The 20,417-nt window shown below is 49.9% G+C and carries 16 protein-coding genes; 8 read left to right on the plus strand and 8 right to left on the minus strand.

Going from position 1 to position 20,417, the window contains the following annotated elements; genetic code table 11:
* A partial coding sequence (locus ACESLU_RS03665) for a magnesium chelatase domain-containing protein (protein WP_372635278.1) occupies positions 1–797 on the plus strand: 797 nt, incomplete at its 5' end.
* 30 nt (positions 798–827) lie between these two features.
* Here ACESLU_RS03665 and rpsU read toward each other — a convergent pair.
* From rpsU to ACESLU_RS03690, 5 genes are all read right to left on the minus strand, one after another.
* Positions 828–1,022 (minus strand): 30S ribosomal protein S21, encoded by a 195-nt coding sequence (gene rpsU, locus ACESLU_RS03670; RefSeq protein ID WP_372635281.1) that lies wholly within the window; start codon positions 1,020–1,022, stop codon positions 828–830.
* 227 nt (positions 1,023–1,249) lie between these two features.
* Positions 1,250–2,092, minus strand: coding sequence for a TIGR02757 family protein (locus tag ACESLU_RS03675; protein WP_372635284.1), 843 nt, complete (start codon positions 2,090–2,092; stop codon positions 1,250–1,252).
* Positions 2,093–2,413: 321 nt separating this feature from the next.
* A complete protein-coding gene (gene mutY / locus ACESLU_RS03680; RefSeq protein WP_372635287.1) occupies positions 2,414–3,514 on the minus strand; it encodes an A/G-specific adenine glycosylase in 1,101 nt (366 codons plus the stop codon).
* A gap of 26 nt (positions 3,515–3,540) precedes the next feature.
* Positions 3,541–5,106, minus strand: coding sequence for a putative Ig domain-containing protein (locus ACESLU_RS03685; RefSeq protein ID WP_372635291.1), 1,566 nt, complete (start codon positions 5,104–5,106; stop codon positions 3,541–3,543).
* Between the two features lie 6 nt (positions 5,107–5,112).
* The gene (locus ACESLU_RS03690) at positions 5,113–6,087 is read right to left on the minus strand and encodes an NAD-dependent epimerase/dehydratase family protein (RefSeq protein ID WP_372635294.1); all 975 of its coding nucleotides are present in this window, start codon (positions 6,085–6,087) and stop codon (positions 5,113–5,115) included.
* Positions 6,088–6,189: 102 nt separating this feature from the next.
* Between ACESLU_RS03690 and ACESLU_RS03695 the strand changes: the two genes are divergently transcribed.
* The 6 genes from ACESLU_RS03695 to ACESLU_RS03720 all read left to right on the plus strand — a co-directional run bounded on the left by ACESLU_RS03695 (position 6,190) and on the right by ACESLU_RS03720 (position 15,443).
* On the plus strand, positions 6,190–7,344 hold the full coding sequence (locus ACESLU_RS03695) for a glycosyltransferase family 4 protein (protein WP_372635296.1): 1,155 nt from the start codon (positions 6,190–6,192) through the stop codon (positions 7,342–7,344).
* A gap of 20 nt (positions 7,345–7,364) precedes the next feature.
* Positions 7,365–8,492, plus strand: a complete 1,128-nt coding sequence (locus tag ACESLU_RS03700; protein WP_372635299.1) for a glycosyltransferase family 4 protein — start codon at positions 7,365–7,367, stop codon at positions 8,490–8,492.
* A 94-nt stretch (positions 8,493–8,586) separates the two neighbouring features.
* Positions 8,587–9,831: an aminotransferase class I/II-fold pyridoxal phosphate-dependent enzyme gene (locus ACESLU_RS03705; RefSeq protein WP_372635302.1), complete on the plus strand. Its 1,245-nt coding sequence runs from the start codon at positions 8,587–8,589 to the stop codon at positions 9,829–9,831.
* A 3-nt stretch (positions 9,832–9,834) separates the two neighbouring features.
* On the plus strand, positions 9,835–10,971 hold the full coding sequence (locus tag ACESLU_RS03710; protein WP_372635306.1) for an N-acetyltransferase family protein: 1,137 nt from the start codon (positions 9,835–9,837) through the stop codon (positions 10,969–10,971).
* A 329-nt stretch (positions 10,972–11,300) separates the two neighbouring features.
* The gene (locus ACESLU_RS03715) at positions 11,301–12,695 is read left to right on the plus strand and encodes a class II fumarate hydratase (protein WP_372635309.1); all 1,395 of its coding nucleotides are present in this window, start codon (positions 11,301–11,303) and stop codon (positions 12,693–12,695) included.
* 291 nt (positions 12,696–12,986) lie between these two features.
* Positions 12,987–15,443 (plus strand): thiamine pyrophosphate-dependent enzyme, encoded by a 2,457-nt coding sequence (locus ACESLU_RS03720; RefSeq protein WP_372635312.1) that lies wholly within the window; start codon positions 12,987–12,989, stop codon positions 15,441–15,443.
* Positions 15,444–15,668: 225 nt separating this feature from the next.
* On the opposite strand, the gene cyoE is transcribed toward ACESLU_RS03720, so the two are convergent.
* Positions 15,669–16,574: a heme o synthase gene (cyoE, locus tag ACESLU_RS03725; RefSeq protein ID WP_372635315.1), complete on the minus strand. Its 906-nt coding sequence runs from the start codon at positions 16,572–16,574 to the stop codon at positions 15,669–15,671.
* 97 nt (positions 16,575–16,671) lie between these two features.
* Between cyoE and ACESLU_RS03730 the strand changes: the two genes are divergently transcribed.
* Positions 16,672–17,610 carry a heme A synthase gene (locus tag ACESLU_RS03730; RefSeq protein WP_372635318.1) on the plus strand — a complete coding sequence of 313 codons (939 nt, stop codon included), beginning with the start codon at positions 16,672–16,674 and terminating at the stop codon, positions 17,608–17,610.
* A 175-nt stretch (positions 17,611–17,785) separates the two neighbouring features.
* Here the strand turns inward: ACESLU_RS03730 and ACESLU_RS03735 are convergent, their stop codons facing one another.
* A complete protein-coding gene (locus ACESLU_RS03735) occupies positions 17,786–18,727 on the minus strand; it encodes a nitrilase family protein (RefSeq protein WP_372635322.1) in 942 nt (313 codons plus the stop codon).
* 315 nt (positions 18,728–19,042) lie between these two features.
* On the minus strand, positions 19,043–20,417 hold a 1,375-nt coding region (locus ACESLU_RS03740; RefSeq protein ID WP_372635325.1), incomplete at its 5' end, for a D-alanine--D-alanine ligase.

Genomic DNA, 20,417 nt, shown 5'->3' on the forward strand with positions numbered 1-20,417 from the left:
AGGTAAAGGAATGTGCAGCGCTGTTGCAGCAGCTGGCCAAGAAACAGGACATTACCACGCTTGTTATCGGACACGTTACCAAGGAGGGCAGCATCGCAGGTCCCCGGGTGCTCGAGCACATGGTTGACACCGTGCTGCAGTTCGAGGGGGACAGCAATTACAACTATCGCATGCTGCGGAGCCTGAAAAATCGATTTGGCCCCGCCCAGGAAGTCGGTGTTTTCGAAATGAAAGAATCGGGTTTGGTCGATGTTCTGAATCCCTCGCAGCTGTTTTTATCGGACTACGACAGCAGCGTCAGCGGCAATGCGGTTATCTGTTCTATCGAGGGATCGCGTCCCCTGTTGGTGGAAGTACAGGCACTGACGACTCCCAGCAATTACGGCACGCCGCAGCGCACGGCCAACGGTTTTGACCACCGGCGCCTGTCACTTTTGTTAGCGGTTCTGGAAAAACGGGGCGGCTACCAGTTTTCGGGACAGGATGTATATCTGAATATTGCGGGGGGACTGAAAGTAAACGATCCCGCGGCAGACCTGGGCGTGATTTGTGCGCTGGTGTCGAGTCTGCTTGACAAGTCGATCAGCAGCAATATTGCCTTTTTGGGAGAGGTGGGATTAGGCGGAGAGATACGTGCCGTTAACAAGGTGGACCAAAGGCTCGGGGAGATACAGAAGCTCGGCTTTAAAAAAGCTCTTATTCCCCGTGCAAGTACTCCCGAACGGCGTTATAACCTGCGACTGCTGGAGGCATCCAACATTATGGAGGCCATAAAAAAGCCTTTCAGCAAAAGCTAAAAGGCTTTGTCGAAAAAAATCTGCTCTTTTTTAGTACTGGTGGCGCTCTCGACGGCGTTGTTCACGAATACTTTTCTTCAGGGCCTCGCGACGTTCTTTCGAAGGCTTCGTATACTGCTGGCGATCTTTGTATTCGTTTAAAATGCGTGAGCGAGCAACCAGCTTTTTAAAGCGGTTTACCGCTCGATCAATACTCTCGTTATCTTTTACTTTAACTCCAACCATATATTATCTATTGTTTTGCTTTTAGTTCAGGGACGCGAAATATAAGGATCTTTTGATAAATGTACACAATGTCTAACAAATAAAAACGTGGAATCATTTCGTGGCGGCCGGTGTCCGGGTATAGGGTCTTAGCAGCCGTAAAACTCGGGTATAAGGCCCGCGTCACCAAAAAAAAAACCGGAGGGCGGGGCAGAAGTATGTCATTTTACTTTTTTTATACAAGTACTCTATGATGAAAAGGAAGGGTTCAGGAGAAATTGCTCCGGTATGCCTTCTTTGTCGACCCCCAGCCCGAACAGGGCATAATCGTACTTGGCGGGATCGCTGGGATCCAGCAGACGCAGGGCTTCGGTAAGCTCTCCGACGGCCCACCAGTCGTTATAGCTGCGGCTGAGCAGTCCCAGTGCCCGTGCCTGCCGGGCCACGTGCACATCCAGGGGGATCATCAGTTCGGAGGGCGTCATAAACTTCATCACTCCCAGATCAACCGGGCTTCCTTTGCGCACAGCCCAGCGCAGGTACAGGTAGAGCCGCTTGCAGGAGCTCTTTTTATCGGCGTTGGATATATGCTTGTAGGTACGCCGCGGCGTTCCGGGCTGAAGGGCGAAAAAATCCTCATGAAAAACAGACATCAGCGGGCGGTCGTTGGCTTTGGCCTTTTTGTAACAGGCTTCCCAAAAATTTTCAAAAGAACCATGCTTGCGGAGAATGGACTGCAGGATTTTAGTCAGCCACTCCATATCCACCGGCTTGAAAGTACGGTGCTTAAATCCCCGGAAGCGCCCGGCATAGTTATCGGAATAGTGGGTGATAAAGTCAGTGGGACGATGGTCCATCCGCTCCAGCAGGTCGCGCACTTTGCGAATCACCACGTCCCGGCGTCCCCATGCCATGGTTGCGGCGAAGAAGCCGGCCAGCAGCTGATCCTCCCTGTCGCTGAAAGCATGCATGAAAAGCACCGGGTCGGAATCGATGTACGCCGGTTTTTCAACCCGGTCCACCCATTCGTCGAGGAACGGTTTAAGCTTTTTAATTTCTTTTGATGATCGTTTTCTTAGTTTTTTTGGCATTTAATATGTATCAATGAAGTTATTATTGGCATTTCTACCCGTCTTCATGACGTCTGTATTCAAGTGTATATTCCATTTATCTCCCCTTATAAACTTTTCAAAACCCAGGACCTGAATTATGGTAGTTATCCTATCACCCTTATAAGGTATATTACAAGGGTACCCAGAGCAGATACAGAGGACTACAAAAAGGGAGTTCCCTGTTCCTAAATCGAACCGCTGCATAGGTTCTATACTATGGTTATGTCCGCATGAATAGCAGTCGGACAACGTTTACCGGAACCCGGCGCCTGAGTTTGTCGCCCCTGATGAACAGACGATCTATATTTCCAGCTCCTGTTGTCCCCCGTGCAAATTCATCAGCTTTTCAGTGAGCCTGCGATTGGCTTTGGGAAAAGGGACATCGGCCAGTTCCTCAATGGAAATCCACCTGACCTCCTGGCTGCTTTGAGGCCTGGGCGTGCCGCTTTGCAGCTCGCACAGGTAGGCGTGCATGGTGATCTTAAAATGCGAGTAGGCGTGATCGAGCTTCATGAACGGTTTGACAATGGAAACCTCGACGCCTAATTCCTCGTTCAGCTCTCGCTTGACGGTCTCGGTAAGCTCTTCACCGGGTTCCTGCTTGCCACCCGGGAATTCCCACAGTCCCCCGAGCATGGCATCATCGGGACGCAGGGCAATGAGTACCCTGTTGTTACTGTCCGGTTTCATAATGATCCCCACGCCGATATGATGGTGGGGACGCTTTTTCTTTTTTGATTTATAGGGAATTTCATCCATTTTTGCCGTTTTGAAAGCGATGCAGCCTGCCTGCAGCGGACATTCCCGGCAACCGGGGTTTGAAGGGGTACAGATCGTGGCTCCCAACTCCATGACCGCCTGGTTGAAATCACCGGGACGCTCGCCGGGAATGAGTTCATCGGCATACTCCTGGATACTGTTTTTGGTTTTGGCTTCGCGCACATTTTCTTCAATGCCGTAATAGCGGCTGAGCACGCGGATGACATTGCCATCCACCACGGCGTATTTTTTTTGAAAGGCGATGCTCAGGACGGCGGAGGCCGTATAGGGGCCCACGCCCTTTAGTTCGGTAATTTCATCCCAGCTGTCGGGCACTTTCCCGTCGAATTGTTCGACGACGAGCCTGGCGGCGGAATGAAGGTTTCGTGCACGGCTGTAGTAACCGAGTCCCTCCCAGGCTTTGAGCACCTCCTGCTGATCAGCAGCTGCTAAATCATGGACGGTGGGAAAGTGTTCGATAAACCGGTTGTAATAGGGAGTAGCCTGATCGACGCGGGTCTGCTGCAGCATGATCTCCGAGAGCCATATTTTGTAAGGGTCTCCGCAGTTGCGCCAGGGCATGGTGCGCTTGTTTTGGTCGTACCAGCCGAGCAAGCGAGACTGAAATTCATTGTTGTCCAATGGAATGAAAAAAGATTAACTTGAAATTAATTTGCGGATTCGTCCTGTTTTATATTGTCAACGACGTTGATCGTGACATCCACCGAAGAGGCCGCTCCATACTGATCCGTTGCGATAACCCGGAAGCTATTCTCTCCCACCTGGCGGGGGGTGGGAGTCCACTGTATTGTTCCCGAGGCCTCGTCAATGGTAGCGCCTTTGGGCAGGTTTACCCCCAGATACCGGATAAGGTCTTTGTTTATTCCGTCCGAGTCGACCGCGTTAAACGGCAGAGAAAAGGGTTCCCCGACGGGAATACTGACGGGTCGAACCGGTGTGAAGCGGGGGGGCGCATTGAAAGAGCGCACGTTGATGTTAAAACGGGCGCTCGAGCTGCGTCCGTCGCTGGTAGAAGCGATAATTTCCACCCGGTGGGAGCCCACATCGTCGGAAGAGGGCACCCAGTAGAAACTTTGTCCCCGCACTTCAGCGTCAGGGATATCCGGAGACTGGTAGGTAAACCGGACGTCCCCGGCGGATATGTCGCCTTCAATCCGGATCGGAAAGATCAGCGGTTTGGAGTGCGGGATGGTATAGTTGGGGATTTCCCGAAGGGCAAAATCACCCCCGGTTTTTTTTGATATACCGACAGCATTATCGTCAGCATTTGACAGTTCCGGAGCGTTTATTTTAGTGATCTGTCCATATTCGCTGATCCAAAGATGGCCCTTGGTAAGGGCCATATGGTTGCCGGCCTGTTCATCCTCTTTCCAGAGTTCAGGGCTGCGGCTTTTATAGGAGGTCCAGAGCCGGTCGGAGGTTCCTTTGATGATAAGCCAGTCGTCCCACGCCACGATATCCCTAATTCTTTCCCCGATATTCCCCAGTTTTGAAAGATCACTGTTATTGCCGATTTCAAATATATTGCCGTTGCTGTCCGAACCGTACAGGGTGCCTCCGGTCAGGAACAGGTCCGTGAGAGTTTCTGATAGATCGAGGGAACGGGTCAGTGAAATAGTATCGTCATTGCGGTCGAACAAAAAAAGTTGTTGATTGTCGCTGAGTGCAAAAAGTCGATTAGCGGTTCCCGCCAGGCTGATAATGTCGCGTCCCTTCAGTTCAGTGGAATCAATAAAGTTAATCCCGGAATCCACGGCAGATGAAGTTTCGAGCGATAGTATACCGATGCCACGGCTGCCCAGAGCAACATAGAGCTGCTGTCCCATTCGTTTGACGTCGAGGGGACGGGCAGGAAGATCCGTGGAGGAATACACGCCCAGCACGGAAGTAGGTTCAAGCACCGTGAGCCGGGGACCCTCGCCAAACAGGTAGGCAAAGCGGATATCGGCGATTACCTTGTTGCCCCGGCGTTGCATACCGGTAGACGAGTACAACCATTGTAGCGAGTCGGCCCGGGAACGAAAAACGGCCATCCCCTCGGTTTCTGAGAGCACATAAAAGTGAGCCGGAGAGCTGGCCATCGCAACGACCGAGGGCACATTCATGACGAATGAGTAATCTTTTTCCAGGTTGTGCTGGGCATGCAGTGTGTGGGTAGTTGACAGCAGTAAAAAAGCAAGAGCAAAAAAGTTCCTGATATTGATATATCTCATAATGTCTTATAACCAGTGATGTCGTTGATACCAGTGAATAGTTCGTGACACGCCTTCTTCAAGGGTATATTGGGGAGTGTATCCCAGTTCTTTGCGGGCCTTATCGCTGGAGCAGGTCCACTCCAGGATCATTTCCTTCGCCTTCTCCCTGTTAAGAACGGGATATATCCCGAAAAATGATGCAGTTTTTTCTACCGTACCGGCAATTTTTTTTACGAGACCGGGCTTCAGATAGATCGGAATATTTTTTTTGCCCAGCACCCTGGTGGTCGTTTCCCGTATCTTGTTCCAGGTATGCGGGGTGCCATCCGTCAGAAAATAGGTGTGGACGCCCGGCGTTGTCTGCCGGGCCGCTTTCAGGATGCCCTGTACGACATCATCGACGTAGACCATTGAAATTTCCGGCTTTTCTCCGTCGCCGATGATGGGACAAATGCGCTTGTCGACCATTTTAAAAAAGGAGTAGATCTGATCTTCGCGGGGGCCGTACACGGCAGGGGGACGTAGAATGGTGATGGAAGTGTCGCTATGGGCAATTTCGTGGATGCGACGTTCCATCTGTTTTTTGGATCGTCCGTACATACTGACCGGTTTTAACGGGTCTTTTTCGGTGACGGGCCGGCCATTGCTGGGGCCCACCGCCGCCAGGGAAGAGAGCACAATTATTTTTTGGACCCCCGCTTTCTGAGCAACCCGGATAATATTTTCCGTAGCTTCTACGTTAGCGTGCTCAAGCTCGCGATAAGACGGTGCCATCACGCGTCCGGCAATATGAAAAACGATATCCGTACCCCGAACAGCATCCCTCAGCGTGGGAAGATCATCCAGGTTCCCCATGACGGGCGTAATGTCTTTACCCTTTAACCATTTTCGGTTGTTGCGAATGAGGCATCGCACCTCCGAGTAGGTGCTGTGGTCCAGCAGGGCATCCACCAGATGACTTCCAATAAAACCTGTGCCGCCGGTTACGAAGGCTTTCATCAAATTTTGTATATTTGGTGACTAAGTTAACTTTGTTAACCCAAGTAAAACGGATGGGTTCAGCTGCAAAGATACAAATCTCAATGATGCATTGGAAAATTTATGAATGAGCTTCGCGTAGCCATATTCACCGGAAATTATAATCACATTCAGGACGGGGTCTCACTCACCCTGAATCGGCTGGTGGCTTATTTAGAGTCGCAGGACGTCCCCGTCCTGGTCTTTGGCCCCACCGTCGATGAACCGGCCATCGATCACGAAGGAGAGCTGGTGCCGGTCCCCTCGGCGCCGATGCCCGGCCGGTCGGAATATCGTGTTACGGTAGGCTTCCCGGAATCGGCCCAGAAAAGACTGCGGGCCTTCGAGCCCACGCTTGTCCACCTGGCCACACCCGATGTGCTCGGTTTCCGCGCTATGCGATGGGCCCAGGCGAATGATATTCAAATTGTAGCTTCCTATCACACGCATTTTACCAGCTACCTGAAGTATTATAACCTGGGGATGCTGGAAATGCTGGGATGGAAATACCTGCAGTGGTTTTACAGCCAGTGCAAACATATTTATGTGCCCTCGCCTTCCATGGCCGATGAATTAAATGAAGAGGGCATTGATGAGGGGATCCGTATTTGGGAGCGGGGGGTCAATACGGATGTGTTTAATCCGGGACATCGTGACATGGAATGGCGCCGCTCCATAGGGTATGAAGATTCCGATACCATCGTAAGTTTTGTTTCACGCCTGGTATGGGAAAAAAACCTCCAAACCTTCGTAGATACGATAAAAATACTGCAACGGGAGAATCCGGATATAAAACCCATGGTGGTGGGCGACGGGCCGGCTAAAAAAGAACTGGAGCATATGCTCCCGGAAGCTCATTTTACCGGCTTTATTACCGGAGGAGAACTTAGCCGGGCGTATGCGAGCAGCGACGTTTTTCTGTTCCCCTCGGAAACGGAAACTTTTGGCAATGTCACCCTCGAGGCAATGTCCAGTGGACTGCCATGTGTGGTAGCGGATGCAACAGGAAGCCGGTCGCTGGTTGAGTCGGGCGTAAACGGCTACCTGGCTGCTCCCCGGGATACGCAGGAATTTGCCCGGTGTGTTGACAGGATTGCCCGTGATAAAAAGGTCTGGCAGGAAATGAGCAGGGCGGCGCGACAAAAGGCCCTGGCATATTCCTGGGATAACGTGAACGGAAAGCTGCTTGAAAACTACCGGGAAGCTATAAAAGAGCCGCGGCCACAACTCAAATTTTAGGATCATAATTGAATAACATTGTGCGCATATTATATGTATCACACAGCCACCCGCAGGAAGGCGATATTCTTGACAATGTGGGAGGAATGCAGCGGGTAAGTCAGCAGTTGATTCGGGAGCTGGAGCAGAAAGAATCTGTTTCTGTTTTTAAAGAGACTGTCAACGTATCCGGAAAGGGGAAGATCGTTGCCAAGGCAGTCTTTTTTTTATTCAGGCAACTGATGGAGCTTCCTCATAAGGTGCGGGAGAAGGAGGCGGATATTGTCCTGTTCTCCTCTATGGTAACAGCCAGCCTGGCGTACTTTCTGAGGAGCCGTATTCCCGTTCCCATGGTGACAATCAACCATGGAAGGGACGTAACGCTGCCCAACAGCATTTACCAGTGGTTTATCCCCAAAGTTTTTAACCGGCTTGACGGGGTGATTTCCGTTTCCCAGGCAACCCGGGAAGAGTGTATCAAGCGGGGGATGGCTCCCGGGAAAGGAGTGGCATTGCCTAACGGGTTCGACTTGATCCGGCTCGGCCAGTTTCCCGATAAGCAGGAGTCGCGCAACCGGCTACAGAAGAATTTTCGTATTCCACTGGATGAAAAATTTATGCTTCTTACGGTGGGACGAAAAGTGAAGAGAAAAGGACATGAGTGGTTCATCCGCGAGGTTATGCCCCGGCTCAGCGACCGGGTGGTCTATGTGACCGTCGGTGACGGACCCGAATATGACAGTATTCGAGAGGCCACCGAGGATGTGCCGTATGGTAATCGTATTTTTCTGCTTGGACGCCAGCCCGATCACATCCTGAAACAGGCCTATGCGGCTGCCGACTTGTTCGTGATGCCCAACGTTCCGGTTGAGGGGGATATGGAGGGTTTCGGTATTGTATTGCTGGAAGCGAATATGGCCAGGACGCCGGCTGTCGCGGCCGATCTGGAGGGTATCAAGGATGTGATAACCCAGGGTAAAAACGGCTATCGCGTGCCCACCCTGGATGCCAAACAGTTTGCAGACACGGTGCGTACCATGATAAACGGGGGAAATCTGAAAGTTTTATCCGACCAGACGAGAAGTTATGTGCAAAAGCAATTTAATTGGAACTATGTAGCTGATCAGTATGTAAAATACTTGCAAGTTGTTATCAACCGATCGGTATAAAACAACATAATATTATTCATAATTTGATTGATGAATAATATGGAAGTATATTTGCAACGATAAGCACTCATATAAAAGTCGAAAGCAGGAACGAATGGCTAATTCCAGGTCAGACCTCAAAACAAACGACATATTCACCAAAGCGTACAATTTCACCAAAGCTGAGGAGATAAAATCGGAAGGTTTGTATCCTTACTTCAAGCCTTTGCAGGCTACTGACGGAACTATAGTACAGATCGACGGCCAGGATGTAATTATGGCAGGATCGAACAATTACCTTGGCCTGACAAATGATCCCAGGGTCATTAAGGCGGCGCGGGATGTCATTACAGTGTATGGTACGGGATGCACCGGGTCCCGCTACCTGAATGGCACTCTTGACCTGCATATTGAGCTGGAAGAAAAGCTGGCCGACTTTATGCGAAAGGATGCGTGCGTGCTCTTCAGTACCGGATATCAAACCAACGAGGGAGCCATCCAAACCATTGCCGGCCGAAAGGATATTATTTTTTCTGATAAAGATAACCATGCCTGTATTGTTACAGGTACGCTTATCTCAAACGCTAAAACCATGCGTTTTCGACATAACGACATGGAACAGCTTGAAAAATTGATGAAGCGGGCGGACAAACAGGCGGGCAAGATTATTGTCAGCGACGGCGTATTCTCTATGTCCGGTACGATTGCCAAAGTACCGGATCTGGTCCGGCTGAAAAAAAAGTTTGACGCCCGTCTTTACCTGGACGACGCCCATGCGATTGGAGTGATTGGCGAAGGGGGGCGCGGCTCTGCTTCGACTTTTGATATGATGGATGACATCGATTTGATCAGTGGAACATTTTCCAAGTCATTTGCTTCGCTGGGGGGCTTTTTGGTGGGAGACAAGGAAGTGATTGAGTATATCCGGCATAACTCACCGGCACATATTTTCAGCGCCTCCATGCCGCCGGCCAATGTCGCAACGGTGCTCAAGGCTCTTGAAATACTAAAAGAAGAAACCTGGCGGCTGGACCGGCTGAGAGAAATATCGGACTATATGCGCAGGGAACTGCGGGCCATGGGTTTTAATGTATGGAACAGTGAAACCCCGATTATACCTATTGTGATTGGTGAGATGGAAGAATGCTTTAAATTCTGGAGGGAACTGCTCGAATCGGGGGTCTATGTCAACGCCGTGGTCCCCCCCGCCGTGCCCCAGGGTATGTCGCTGTTGCGGACCAGTTATATGGCCACCCATACTGATGAACATCTCGATCGCATATTAGATGCTTTTCGTAAAGTGGGTATTAACCAGGGAATCATCGACCGGAACGGTCAGTCACTGCTGGAAACCCAATAGATCGTGAAAGCTACGCAGCGCACACACAAAATCACGCTTGTCTCGACGGACGAACAGCGAAAGCAGTTTCTCGAATTTCCCTACGAGCACTACGCCGGCGACGAGCACTGGGTTGCTCCGCTTAAGATGGAGCAAAAAAAACTGATTGATGAGGAGAAAAATCCTTTCTATGAAAATGGCGAAATCGCCATGTTTCTGGTCGAACGGGATGACAACATCTGCGGTCGCATAGCCGCCATCCGGGACCACCGTTACAACGAACATCACCATAGCAATACCGGTTTTTTCGGTTTTTTTGAATGTATAAACGACCAGTCGGTTGCCAATTTGCTGCTTAAGGTAGCTTCCGACTGGCTGCGGGAGCGTGGACACAGCGATGTGCTGGGCCCGTCAAATCCCAGCATGATGGACGAGATCGGTATTTTGGTTGACGGCTTTGAGTACTATCCCAGCATTATGATGCCGTATCACAAGCCTTACTACGATGAACTCATTAAAAACGCCGGTTATGAAAAAGCTATGGATATGTATGCATTTCGGGTGACCCAGGCCACGGTCTCCCTGGACCGCATGTACCGGGCTGAGGAGGTCGTCCGCCGGCGATTGCCGATGCTGAAGATCAGGGAAGTGAATCTTAAAAACCTCGACGAAGAGGTTAAGATTGTGCGCCGTATTTTTAATAAGGCCTGGGCGGGTAACTGGGGCTTCATTCCAATAACCGAAAGCGAGCTCGAAGATCTGGCCAAGGATTTGAAGCTTATCCTGGATCCGAAAGTCGCACACATTGCCGAAATCAATGGAGAGCCGGTCGCTTTTTCTATTGGCCTGCCGGATCTGAACCAGGCGCTCAGGCATATGGATGGTACGCTCTTTCCGACCGGTATCTTCAAATTGCTGTGGCATCGCCGCAATATCAACCAGATCCGCACGGCCCTGATGGGCGTGATACCGGAATACCAGGGCAAGGGGATCGATGCGTTACTCCATAAAGAGACGATTATCAACGGCAAGCAGGAAGGATATAAATCATCAGAGTTAAGCTGGGTTTTAGAGTCAAATACCGGTATGATCCGGGTTGCGGAAAAAATCGGCGCTAAAATTGAGAAAACCTACCGGATGTATAGCAAAGAACTATTGTAACTTCAGGATGTGAGCTTGAAAATATACGTTGTGTCCGCCTGTCATAGCCCCGCGGCTTACCTTGAAGCTTTCCGGTCCCCTCCAGAGAAGAAGACCATGGCTCTTCCATATCCGCACTACCTGATGTGAGAAGCGGGAGGTGGAATGAACGCACTTCCGCTGGTCGAATGGTCGAAGCTGTCGCTACCTGCTTTCGGCTGCAGGAGCAGAACCCCGACTCTATTAATCTCCAAACTTTCCTAAAAAATCACTACCTTAAAGTCTTTATGAACAGTGAGTTGGTTTGCTACAGTTTTGCGAATTAATTTGAACTAAACAGGGCGTTATTTATGAGTGAATACCGAATAGAGAAGGATTCCATGGGAGAAGTAAGAGTACCTAAGGATGCTTATTACGGCGCACAAACCCAGCGGGCCGTGAACAATTTTCCGGTTAGTAACCTTCGGTTCAGCAGGGAGTTTATCAGGGCATTGGGATTGGTGAAAAAACATGCCGCTTCGGTGAATGCCTCGCTCGGTGAACTTGATAATGAAATAGCGGCAGCTATCCAGGAAGCGGCGGCCGAAGTCAGTGAAGGGATGTTTGACGACGATTTCGCCGTGGATATCTTCCAGACCGGTTCGGGAACCTCTACGAATATGAATGCCAATGAAATTATAGCAAAAAGAGCCAATGAGCTTAAGGGGGAGGAAGTGGAGACGGTGATTCATCCCAACGACCATGTGAACTACGGGCAGAGTTCCAACGATGTGATTCCCACTTCTATCAGGGTGGCTGCCGTCGTGACGGTCAAAGAGAAACTCATTCCCGCCCTGAGCCATCTTAAATCTGCTTTTGAGAAGAAGGGAGCGGAGTTTCCGGATGTGGTAAAGACAGGCCGTACGCACCTGATGGATGCAATGCCGGTCACCCTTAAACAGGAATTTGAAGGCTATGCCCGTCAGCTCGAGCTGGGTGTTGAGCGACTGGAATCGGCGCTGCAACGGCTATCGGAGCTGCCCCAGGGCGGGACGGCAGTGGGCACGGGACTTAATACCCACCGGGAGTTTGGAGCCCGGATGGCTGAAGCGCTGTCTGAAGCCACCGGTTTTTCTTTTGAAGAAGCGTCCAATCATTTTGAGGCGCAGTCGACGGTCGACGCTCCGGCAGAACTAAGCGGACAGCTCAAGACGATTGCAACGGGGCTGATGAAGATCGGCAATGATCTGCGATGGATGAATTCAGGTCCCAACAGCAGTATAGGTGAGATTAAGCTGGAAGCGCTGCAGCCGGGTTCTTCCATTATGCCGGGTAAGATTAACCCGGTAATTGAAGAGTCTGTCACGATGGTTTGCGCACAGGTTATCGGCAACGATTCGGCGATTACGATAGCAGCGCAGTCCGGTAACTTTGAGCTGAATGTAATGCTGCCGGTGGTCGCCCACAATTTGCTGGAGTCAATCATGATCTTAGGCAATGCCGCCCGCAACCTGGCAGACCGTTCGGTTACGCGCCTGACCGTAAACAGGGAAAAGGTGGCCGATACGGTAGGGCGGAACCCGGTGTTGGTTACGGCCCTGAATCCTGTTATCGGCTACGACAAGGGATCAAAAATTGCAAAAAAAGCCTATAAAGAGGGACGCCCGGTGAAGGAAGTAGCCCGGGAGATGACGGATCTTACCGACGAAGAGCTTCGTGAAGCTCTGGATCCGATAAAAATGACACGTGGCGGATTTATGGAGTAGCTGTCCGGGATTTCGTGCAGCTCGAACTTCGTGCCATTTACCGGGTCCGGCGAATATCCGCTCAAGCATCTGTTTTATAGATTTTAGAGGCAGTGATGCAGGAAGAGAGATGGATAGATGAATATAAATATACGTTCAAATATTGATCTAATTGAACATATATATGGCAATCATACATAACTTAACAATATTTTCAGATTTATATCCGGAAGATGACTTGAAAACGGCTTTCGGGGCTTCATGATTTATTAAACGATGCCACAGTCGTGAACGAACTGAAAAACAGAAATTATGGCACCTACGGAAACGAAGAAAGAAAGCAGAACGCAATCGAACGGTTTTACTACTGCTAATTTGACTGATGTGGAAAAACAGGAAATCCTGGCGGATTACAAATTAGCCGTAGTAAGTCGTGAAGCTTCGTATATAGGGCGCAAAGAAACGCTGACCGGTAAGGCTAAGTTCGGGATCTTCGGGGATGGCAAGGAATTACCTCAAATTGCAATGGCGAAATATTTTAAGGATGGAGATTTTCGGTCCGGCTACTATCGCGACCAGACGTTTATGATGGCTATCGGCCAGGTTACGGTACAGCAGTTTTTTGCCCAGCTTTATGCGCATGCCAATACCAAGGCTGATCCTCATACCGGGGGACGCCAGATGAATGCCCATTTCAGTACGAGAAGCCTTAATGAGGATGGAAGCTGGAAGGACCTGACCCGTATGAAAAACTCCTCGCCCGATATTTCTCCCACGGCGGGACAGATGGCACGTTTGTTGGGACTGGCACAGGCCTCCAAAGTATATCGTAATCACGAAACCCTGCTTGACCTGGAACAATTCCGGAAATTTTCTAACGGGGGAAAGGAGATCGGGTGGGGAACCATCGGCGATGCGAGTACGTCGGAAGGAATCTTCTGGGAAACCATAAATGCTGCCGGTGTGCTGCAGGTGCCGATGGTTGTTTCGGTCTGGGATGACGGCTACGGCATATCGGTGCCGCGGGAATACCAGACGACCAAGGAAAGCATCTCGAAAGTGCTTTCCGGTTTTCAGCGGACGGAAGAGGAAGAGGGGTTGGAAATACTTACGGTCAAGGCGTGGAACTACCAGGCTTTGCTGAATACGTACAGGAAGGCCGCCGATATTGCACGGCAAGAGCATGTGCCGGTACTGGTTCATGTGAAAGAAGTTACCCAGCCGCAGGGACACTCAACCTCGGGGTCCCATGAGCGATATAAGCCTGATGAACGCCTGCAGTGGGAGGAAGAGCACTGCTGTATCCGTAAAATGCGCAAATGGCTGCTGGATCAGGAAATTGCCTCCGAGGAAGCGTTAATACAGCTTGAAAAGGATGCCCGGGAGGAGGCCGAAGAAGCTAAAAATGCGGCGAGGGAAGCCTATATCGCCGAGTTAGAGGAAGATCTCAATACGGTAAGAGGACTGCTGGACGATATTATTGAGCAGAGCAGCCACAAGACAAAATTAAAATATCTTAAAAGGCAGCTGGAGATACCGAAGGTACCCCTTCGAAAGCATGGTTTCTCTGCCGTTCGCAGGGCATGCAAAATTACCCGCGACGAGCAGCTTCCGGTAAAAGAGAAGCTCTATGAATGGCTTGACGCCCAATTTGAGATCAATAAAAACCGTTACGGCTCTCACTTGTACAGCGAGAACAAACAGTCTCCGTTGCATGTTGAAGAAGTTAAACCAACATATCCCGCTGATGTTAAACGGGTGGATGGGCGCATTGTGCTGCGGGATAATTTTGAAAAAATCTTAGAAAAATATCCTGAAACGCTGGTCTTCGGGGAAGATACGGGCAAGCTTGGGGATGTAAATAAGGGACTTGAAAATTTACAGAAGAAGTTTGGCGAACTTCGGGTACAGGATACCGGAATCCGTGAAGCCACCATTTTGGGGCAGGGAATCGGTATGGCTCTGCGCGGGCTGCGTCCCATTGCCGAAATCCAGTACCTGGATTATATCCTCTACTGTTTTCAGGGGTTAAGTGATGATTTGGCAACGGTACGCTACCGGAGTGCGGGGGGACAAAAGGCCCCGCTTATTGTGCGTACGCGGGGGCACCGGCTTGAAGGAATATGGCATACGGGCTCGCCTATGGGTATGATCCTCAACGGTCTACGGGGCCTTCATCTGTGTGTGCCGCGGAACATGACCGAGGCCGCAGGCATGTATAACACCCTGCTGCAGGGCGATGATCCCGCACTGGTTATTGAACCGTTGAACGCCTACCGCCTCAAAGAAAAGCTGCCAGATAATTTAGGCGAGTTTACCGTAGCGCTGGGTATGCCAAGCGTTGTTTCCGAGGGAACGGATATTACCGTGGTCTCATACGGCTCAACCTTCAACATCTGCCAGTCGGTATTGCCAAAGTTTAAAGAGGTGGGCATTTCTGTTGAGCTGATTGATGTTCGGACCCTATTGCCGTTCGACCGGGAACATAAGATTGTAGAGTCGCTCCAGAAGACAAACCGTATCCTTTTTGTGGATGAGGATGTACCGGGCGGGGCATCTGCTTTTATGATGAATAAGGTGATACAAGAGCAGAAAGGATATTTTTATCTTGATTCCGAGCCGCAGTGCCTGACCGCCGAAGAACATCGCGGGGCCTATGGATCAGATGGGGACTATTTCTCCAAGCCGAATAAAGAGGATATTTTTGAAACCGTATATGCCATCATGAGTGAGGCTAACCCGTCGAAATATCCCCCGATCTACGAGTAATAAGTCTCTGGGATGGGTAATAAGGAATAGCTTTATCTCAGAACTGAAAAGCCTTTCGAAAGGGGAGACAAAGAAATGCAAAGAGGAGCCGAATCCCAGCCCGTATTTTTAGGTGAGAATATCGGATTTCGCCTAATTTTATTTGGTGTCTGCTTCAGTCGGCGCCACGTTATAATACAGTCCCGGCCGCTGATTCCATGGTAATCCGGAAAGCAGGCTCAAAAACTATAGCAACAGCAGGTCCAGAATGACGAAAGCCCAGATGGCGGGGAGATAGCCGAAGGACGCAAACATTAATTTCCTGGCCGACGCCTTATTACGATCCCGGGCAAAGATAAGTCCGTAGTACAGAAAAACGACCGAGCTGACAAGTGATCCCGCAAGGTAGAGCCAGCTGTTCATGTCCACATAGTACAGGCCGTAACAAACCGGGATCAGCGCAAGGAGGCACGGGAGAATCAGTGCAAGGGTTTTATATCCCCCCGGATCATTCCGGGGAAGCATCTGAAAGCCGGCGTTGGTATAATCATCCTTGCAGACCCAGGCAATAGCCATCACATGCGGCACTTGCCATAAAAAGACAATGCCAAATAAAATCCACATGGCCGTGCTGCCGAGATGTCCCGTTGCGGCGGCCCAGCCGCCAACGGGGGGGAGGGCCCCGGGGATGGCACCGATGAACACGTTGATAACGGACACGCGTTTCATAGGCGTATAAATGCCAAGATAGATGAGTGTGGTCAGCAGGGATACGAGTCCCGCCACATAATTAACCACAGCAAGCAGGTAAATGAGTCCCGCTACCATTAAACCCAGAGAAAATACAACACTTTGTTGTGGCGTAATCTTGCTGGAGGGGACGGGTCGCTTTTGGGTGCGTTTCATTTTTCTGTCGAGCCGCCACTCCAGGAACTGGTTGTGTGCGGCCGTACCAGAGGCGATGAGCCAGGTACCGAAGGCGGCATGAAGCAGGAGCTGATAGTCGACCTCACTTCCGGAGCCCAGGATAAAGCCGATGAGCATGCTGGCCAGGACTGTCAGCGTAATCCCGGGCTTGGTCAGTTCATAATAGGCCGAAATCTTCTTTGTGTTAATAAACTTTGAAAGCGTAAAATCTGTGCTTAAATTCATGCCTCATCTGTAATTTTAATAGGCCGTAAGGTACCAATTTTTAATTAAAAGTGGTACCCCCCGGAAAAGAATAGCGTTGGTCGTTTTGCAGGATTATATGAAGCTCAATAGGTATCAAAAGGTCGCGCTGACAACTGTCGGGGCGACGATATTTCTGATATTTGTCGGGGGACTTGTTCGGGCTTCGGGGGCGGGACTTGGTTGTCCCGACTGGCCCAGGTGTTTCGGCATGTGGATCCCGCCCACGGCTGTGGCTGATCTCCCCGCCCGGTTTGATGCCACCCAGTTTAATGTGTTGAAAACCTGGACTGAGTATATCAACCGCCTGATCGGGGTTATCATCGGGATGCTTATTATCGTCACTTTTGTACTTTCGGTCCCTTACCGCAAAAAAGAGCCGGCTGTATTTTATAGTTCCGGCGCTGCTTTGGTACTGGTTCTGATTCAGGGATGGCTCGGGGGACAGGTGGTTATTACGGGACTCAGTGAATGGCTGATTACACTGCACATGCTGCTGGCCATGATCATTATGATGACTCTCATCTACGCCGTGTTCAAGGCTTCGGAAAAACAACTTGAGCTGGAGCTTCCGCTCAAAACCCGGCGCTGGCTTCTGGGAAGCGGCTTATTGCTGTTAATCATCACCTTTGTTCAGCTGAGCATAGGCACGCAAGTACGCGAAGTGATCGATCTGCTGAAAAATATGGACAGTCCCCCCGCCCGGAATCTGTGGATTTCAAAAGTGGGATCCGTCGATGAGCTGCACCGGTCTTTTTCATGGGTTGTTCTTTTATCCGGGGGAATCCTTTTCTATATTTCGCGGTGGCGTACTGAGAATCCCCTGTTGAGCAAGCTCGGCAGCTGGATTTTAGGAATCATACTCCTGCAGATTGCAACCGGGGTTGGACTCTATTACCTGGGTATCCCCCCGGTTTATCAGGTGGTACACCTGGTGGGCGTAGCCATCCTTATCGCGCTGGAGTTTATACTGTTACTTGTGGTGAACAGGGCGGGAGAACAATCCTCTTCTGAATAGTTCTTCTGATGAAAATCCCCGCCATGTGGAATCCAATTATCCTCACATGTTTTAGCATATCTATCCATATGAACATTTGTAAAATTCGACCACATCGTTTCAGGCACGGGCGACAGGCTCCCATCCAGCCCTTTAAAAAAGCTCTATACATTGTTTCCACCTTCACCTTCACCCTTCACCCTTCGTCCTTCATCCAGGCGGGCTTTGTCTCGGGATTATGATCCCGGCCGATGATGTCCCTGTACAATTCAGGCCTTCGGGCGTTTCGATATCTCCGGCCTCCAGCAAGCTTCAGCTTCTCCCTTGTGATTCTTGCAACCGTGATTTCGTCGTCAAACGACTTTACCTCGGAGAGCAGTTCCCCGTAGGGGTCCAGGATCATGGAATTGCCGTTTTTGAGCTGATCTCCATCATATCCTATGGGATTCGTGAACGCGTAATAGACACCGTTGTCGTACGCTCTGGCCGGCAGCCATCTCATCAGCCATCGCCGGCCCTTGGGACCGTCAAACTCAAGTCGCAGCGATACCGGGTCGTCCTTCCTGTTTTGCCAGAGTTCGTCATCAACATAATCTCTACCCGGCATGCTGGATGGTGTGCAGCCCGTTACATGGGGAGCAAAAATAAGCTCCGCGCCTAACAGCGAAGTGGCTCTGACATTTTCAATAATATTGTTATCATAGCAAATCAGGATCCCGCACTTCCATCCCATCAGATCGAATACCACGTATTCATTCCCGGGGGAGAGGTGTCCGTTAATAAAGGGATGCAGTTTTCTGAATTTTGCAAGCAGCTGGTTTCCGGATACCGCAATATAGGTGTTATACAGTTTGTCGCCTTCTTTTTCTATCAATCCGGCAAGAACAGGAATATCATGGCGGGACGAAATCCGCATTAATTCCTGCGTGCTGTGTCCCCCGGGAACAACTTCAGCCAGTTCGGTAAGTTCGTCCAGGCTGAGATCTTTGGTAAAGGTATAGGCGGTGACGGACATTTCGTGGAAGCTAATCAAATCGGCTTCCTGCTCTTTGGCTTTTTGGGTGAGTGCTTCGATCACGGAGAGGTTATAGGGTTTATCTCCGTCTCTGGGCTCGAACTGGGCAACTGCTATATTCATGGCAAGTATGGGTATATTATATTAAGGCAAAGGATAAGGTTTGCTCTTGTAAAAGGTCTGTTGCTTTCCGGTAACAGGTAACTCTTTGTTGCTCCGAAGCATCCGTTCCTGCAGAAGTTATTTCAGAACTTCTGTAATGGGAAGAGAATAAAAAAAGCAGTCCACAGTTGCAAAACCCGTAGCTGAGAATACGGCGCCATTCTGTTCGAATTAATCAGCTGTTACCGAAGGGAATATAAGGGGCAAGATAAGGCTCGGTATCCAATTGTTGACGCTTAGAGGTAAACTTTAACACTACCTTAGGTTTCTAATCCGTTACTTCTTCTGCCCGGAATGGCGCAATTCTGCAGCGCTTAGGATGGCCTCCAGCATAGTGGAATAGTCCCTCCCCCCAATACTGCTCATTTCAGCCATGTGACCGTCCCAGCACCAACCGGGATTGGGATTTACTTCCAGCAGTTTGGGTTCCTGAGATCTGTTTAATCGCCAGTCGAACCGGCAATAGTCTTTACAGTCCAAGCGCTGAAATAACTTCAAACTGTGATTAATAAGTTCCCGCTCGACAGGCAAAGACAGGTTGGCTTTGACCGACTTTAACTTTTGCATATAGGGAGAATCCGTAAGCCATTTTGCTTCATACCCGCAAATTTTCGGCAGCCCTTCGGGCAGCTCGGAGTAATCTTCCTCTATGACAGGAAGGATCGTATAGTTGCCCAAATTACCGATAACACCTACGGAAACTTCTGCGCCGGTCAAGAACTCTTCAATAAGGACAGGCTTATTATAGCCGAATTGTTCTTTAATTCCGAGGATAGCGTCGGCCAGCTCTTCAATAGTATAAGCAACGTTTTTTTGCGTAATGCCAAAACTGGAATCGCCAAAATTCGGTTTGGCGATGACCGGAAAGGGAATATTAAGCTTATACAGATTTTCTTCTGCAGTAATTACGGATGCGTCAGCTACGGGAACTCCGATTTCTGTGGCGATGCCTCTGATCAGGGATTTGTCATAACAGTAGGCGAGTGTTTGGGGATTGGAGCCCGTATAGGGAAAATCCATTATTTCTAATAATGCAGGTACATGCAGTTCTTTTTGTGCATGGTTACCAAATCCCTCATCACACAGGTTGAAGACCAGATCTGTTTTTCCTTTTATCTTCTGAAGGTCAGTAATTATCGTATTGTGATTATCGATATAGCTGAATCTGTAGTTTTCAAGTTTATTCAGTGCCTTTTTCAACCTGTCAATGGTTTCAAAATCATCCGTATCAAATATGGCATCGGGTTTGACTGTGTCAGCAAGGTTGGGGTCCCCCATAACTACAACCACATTCCGGGTGCTTTTTTTATTTTTCTTGGGAGCCGATTCCCTGGTCGCCGTCGCAGTAAGGATAAACCGGTTTGCCATCATCCCCAGGTCCTGATTGCGCATCGAATCAACCTCAATATTTCCGTGAAATTTGATTTCCCGAAATCCTACTTTGTCCGTCAGCATTTCAAGTTCCTTTTCGGTGTAGAGCCGTTCCGCATAAAATTGATCGACAATAACCCCTTTATCAGTATGGGTAACGACCTCTCTTGATATCAGGCGTTCATTGTCAGTAGCCAGAGATCGTTCTCGGCATACAAAATGCTTTTCATCGATCCATTCCCAGCTTCTGGGGCTGAAATTTTTTCTGAGAAAGGAGCCG

The sequence above is a fragment of the Fodinibius sp. genome, assembly GCF_041642155.1.
GTDB lineage: Bacteria > Bacteroidota > Rhodothermia > Balneolales > Balneolaceae > Fodinibius.

Coding starts and splice junctions, on each gene's coding strand:
- rpsU (WP_372635281.1), bottom strand. CDS start 1,022: ATGGTTGGAGTTAAAGTAAAAGATAACGAGAGTATTGATCGAGCGGTA.
- ACESLU_RS03675 (WP_372635284.1), bottom strand. CDS start 2,092: ATGCCAAAAAAACTAAGAAAACGATCATCAAAAGAAATTAAAAAGCTT.
- ACESLU_RS03685 (WP_372635291.1), bottom strand. CDS start 5,106: ATGAGATATATCAATATCAGGAACTTTTTTGCTCTTGCTTTTTTACTG.
- ACESLU_RS03690 (WP_372635294.1), bottom strand. CDS start 6,087: ATGAAAGCCTTCGTAACCGGCGGCACAGGTTTTATTGGAAGTCATCTG.
- ACESLU_RS03695 (WP_372635296.1), top strand. CDS start 6,190: ATGAATGAGCTTCGCGTAGCCATATTCACCGGAAATTATAATCACATT.
- ACESLU_RS03705 (WP_372635302.1), top strand. CDS start 8,587: ATGGCTAATTCCAGGTCAGACCTCAAAACAAACGACATATTCACCAAA.
- ACESLU_RS03715 (WP_372635309.1), top strand. CDS start 11,301: ATGAGTGAATACCGAATAGAGAAGGATTCCATGGGAGAAGTAAGAGTA.
- ACESLU_RS03720 (WP_372635312.1), top strand. CDS start 12,987: ATGGCACCTACGGAAACGAAGAAAGAAAGCAGAACGCAATCGAACGGT.
- cyoE (WP_372635315.1), bottom strand. CDS start 16,574: ATGAATTTAAGCACAGATTTTACGCTTTCAAAGTTTATTAACACAAAG.
- ACESLU_RS03730 (WP_372635318.1), top strand. CDS start 16,672: ATGAAGCTCAATAGGTATCAAAAGGTCGCGCTGACAACTGTCGGGGCG.
- ACESLU_RS03735 (WP_372635322.1), bottom strand. CDS start 18,727: ATGAATATAGCAGTTGCCCAGTTCGAGCCCAGAGACGGAGATAAACCC.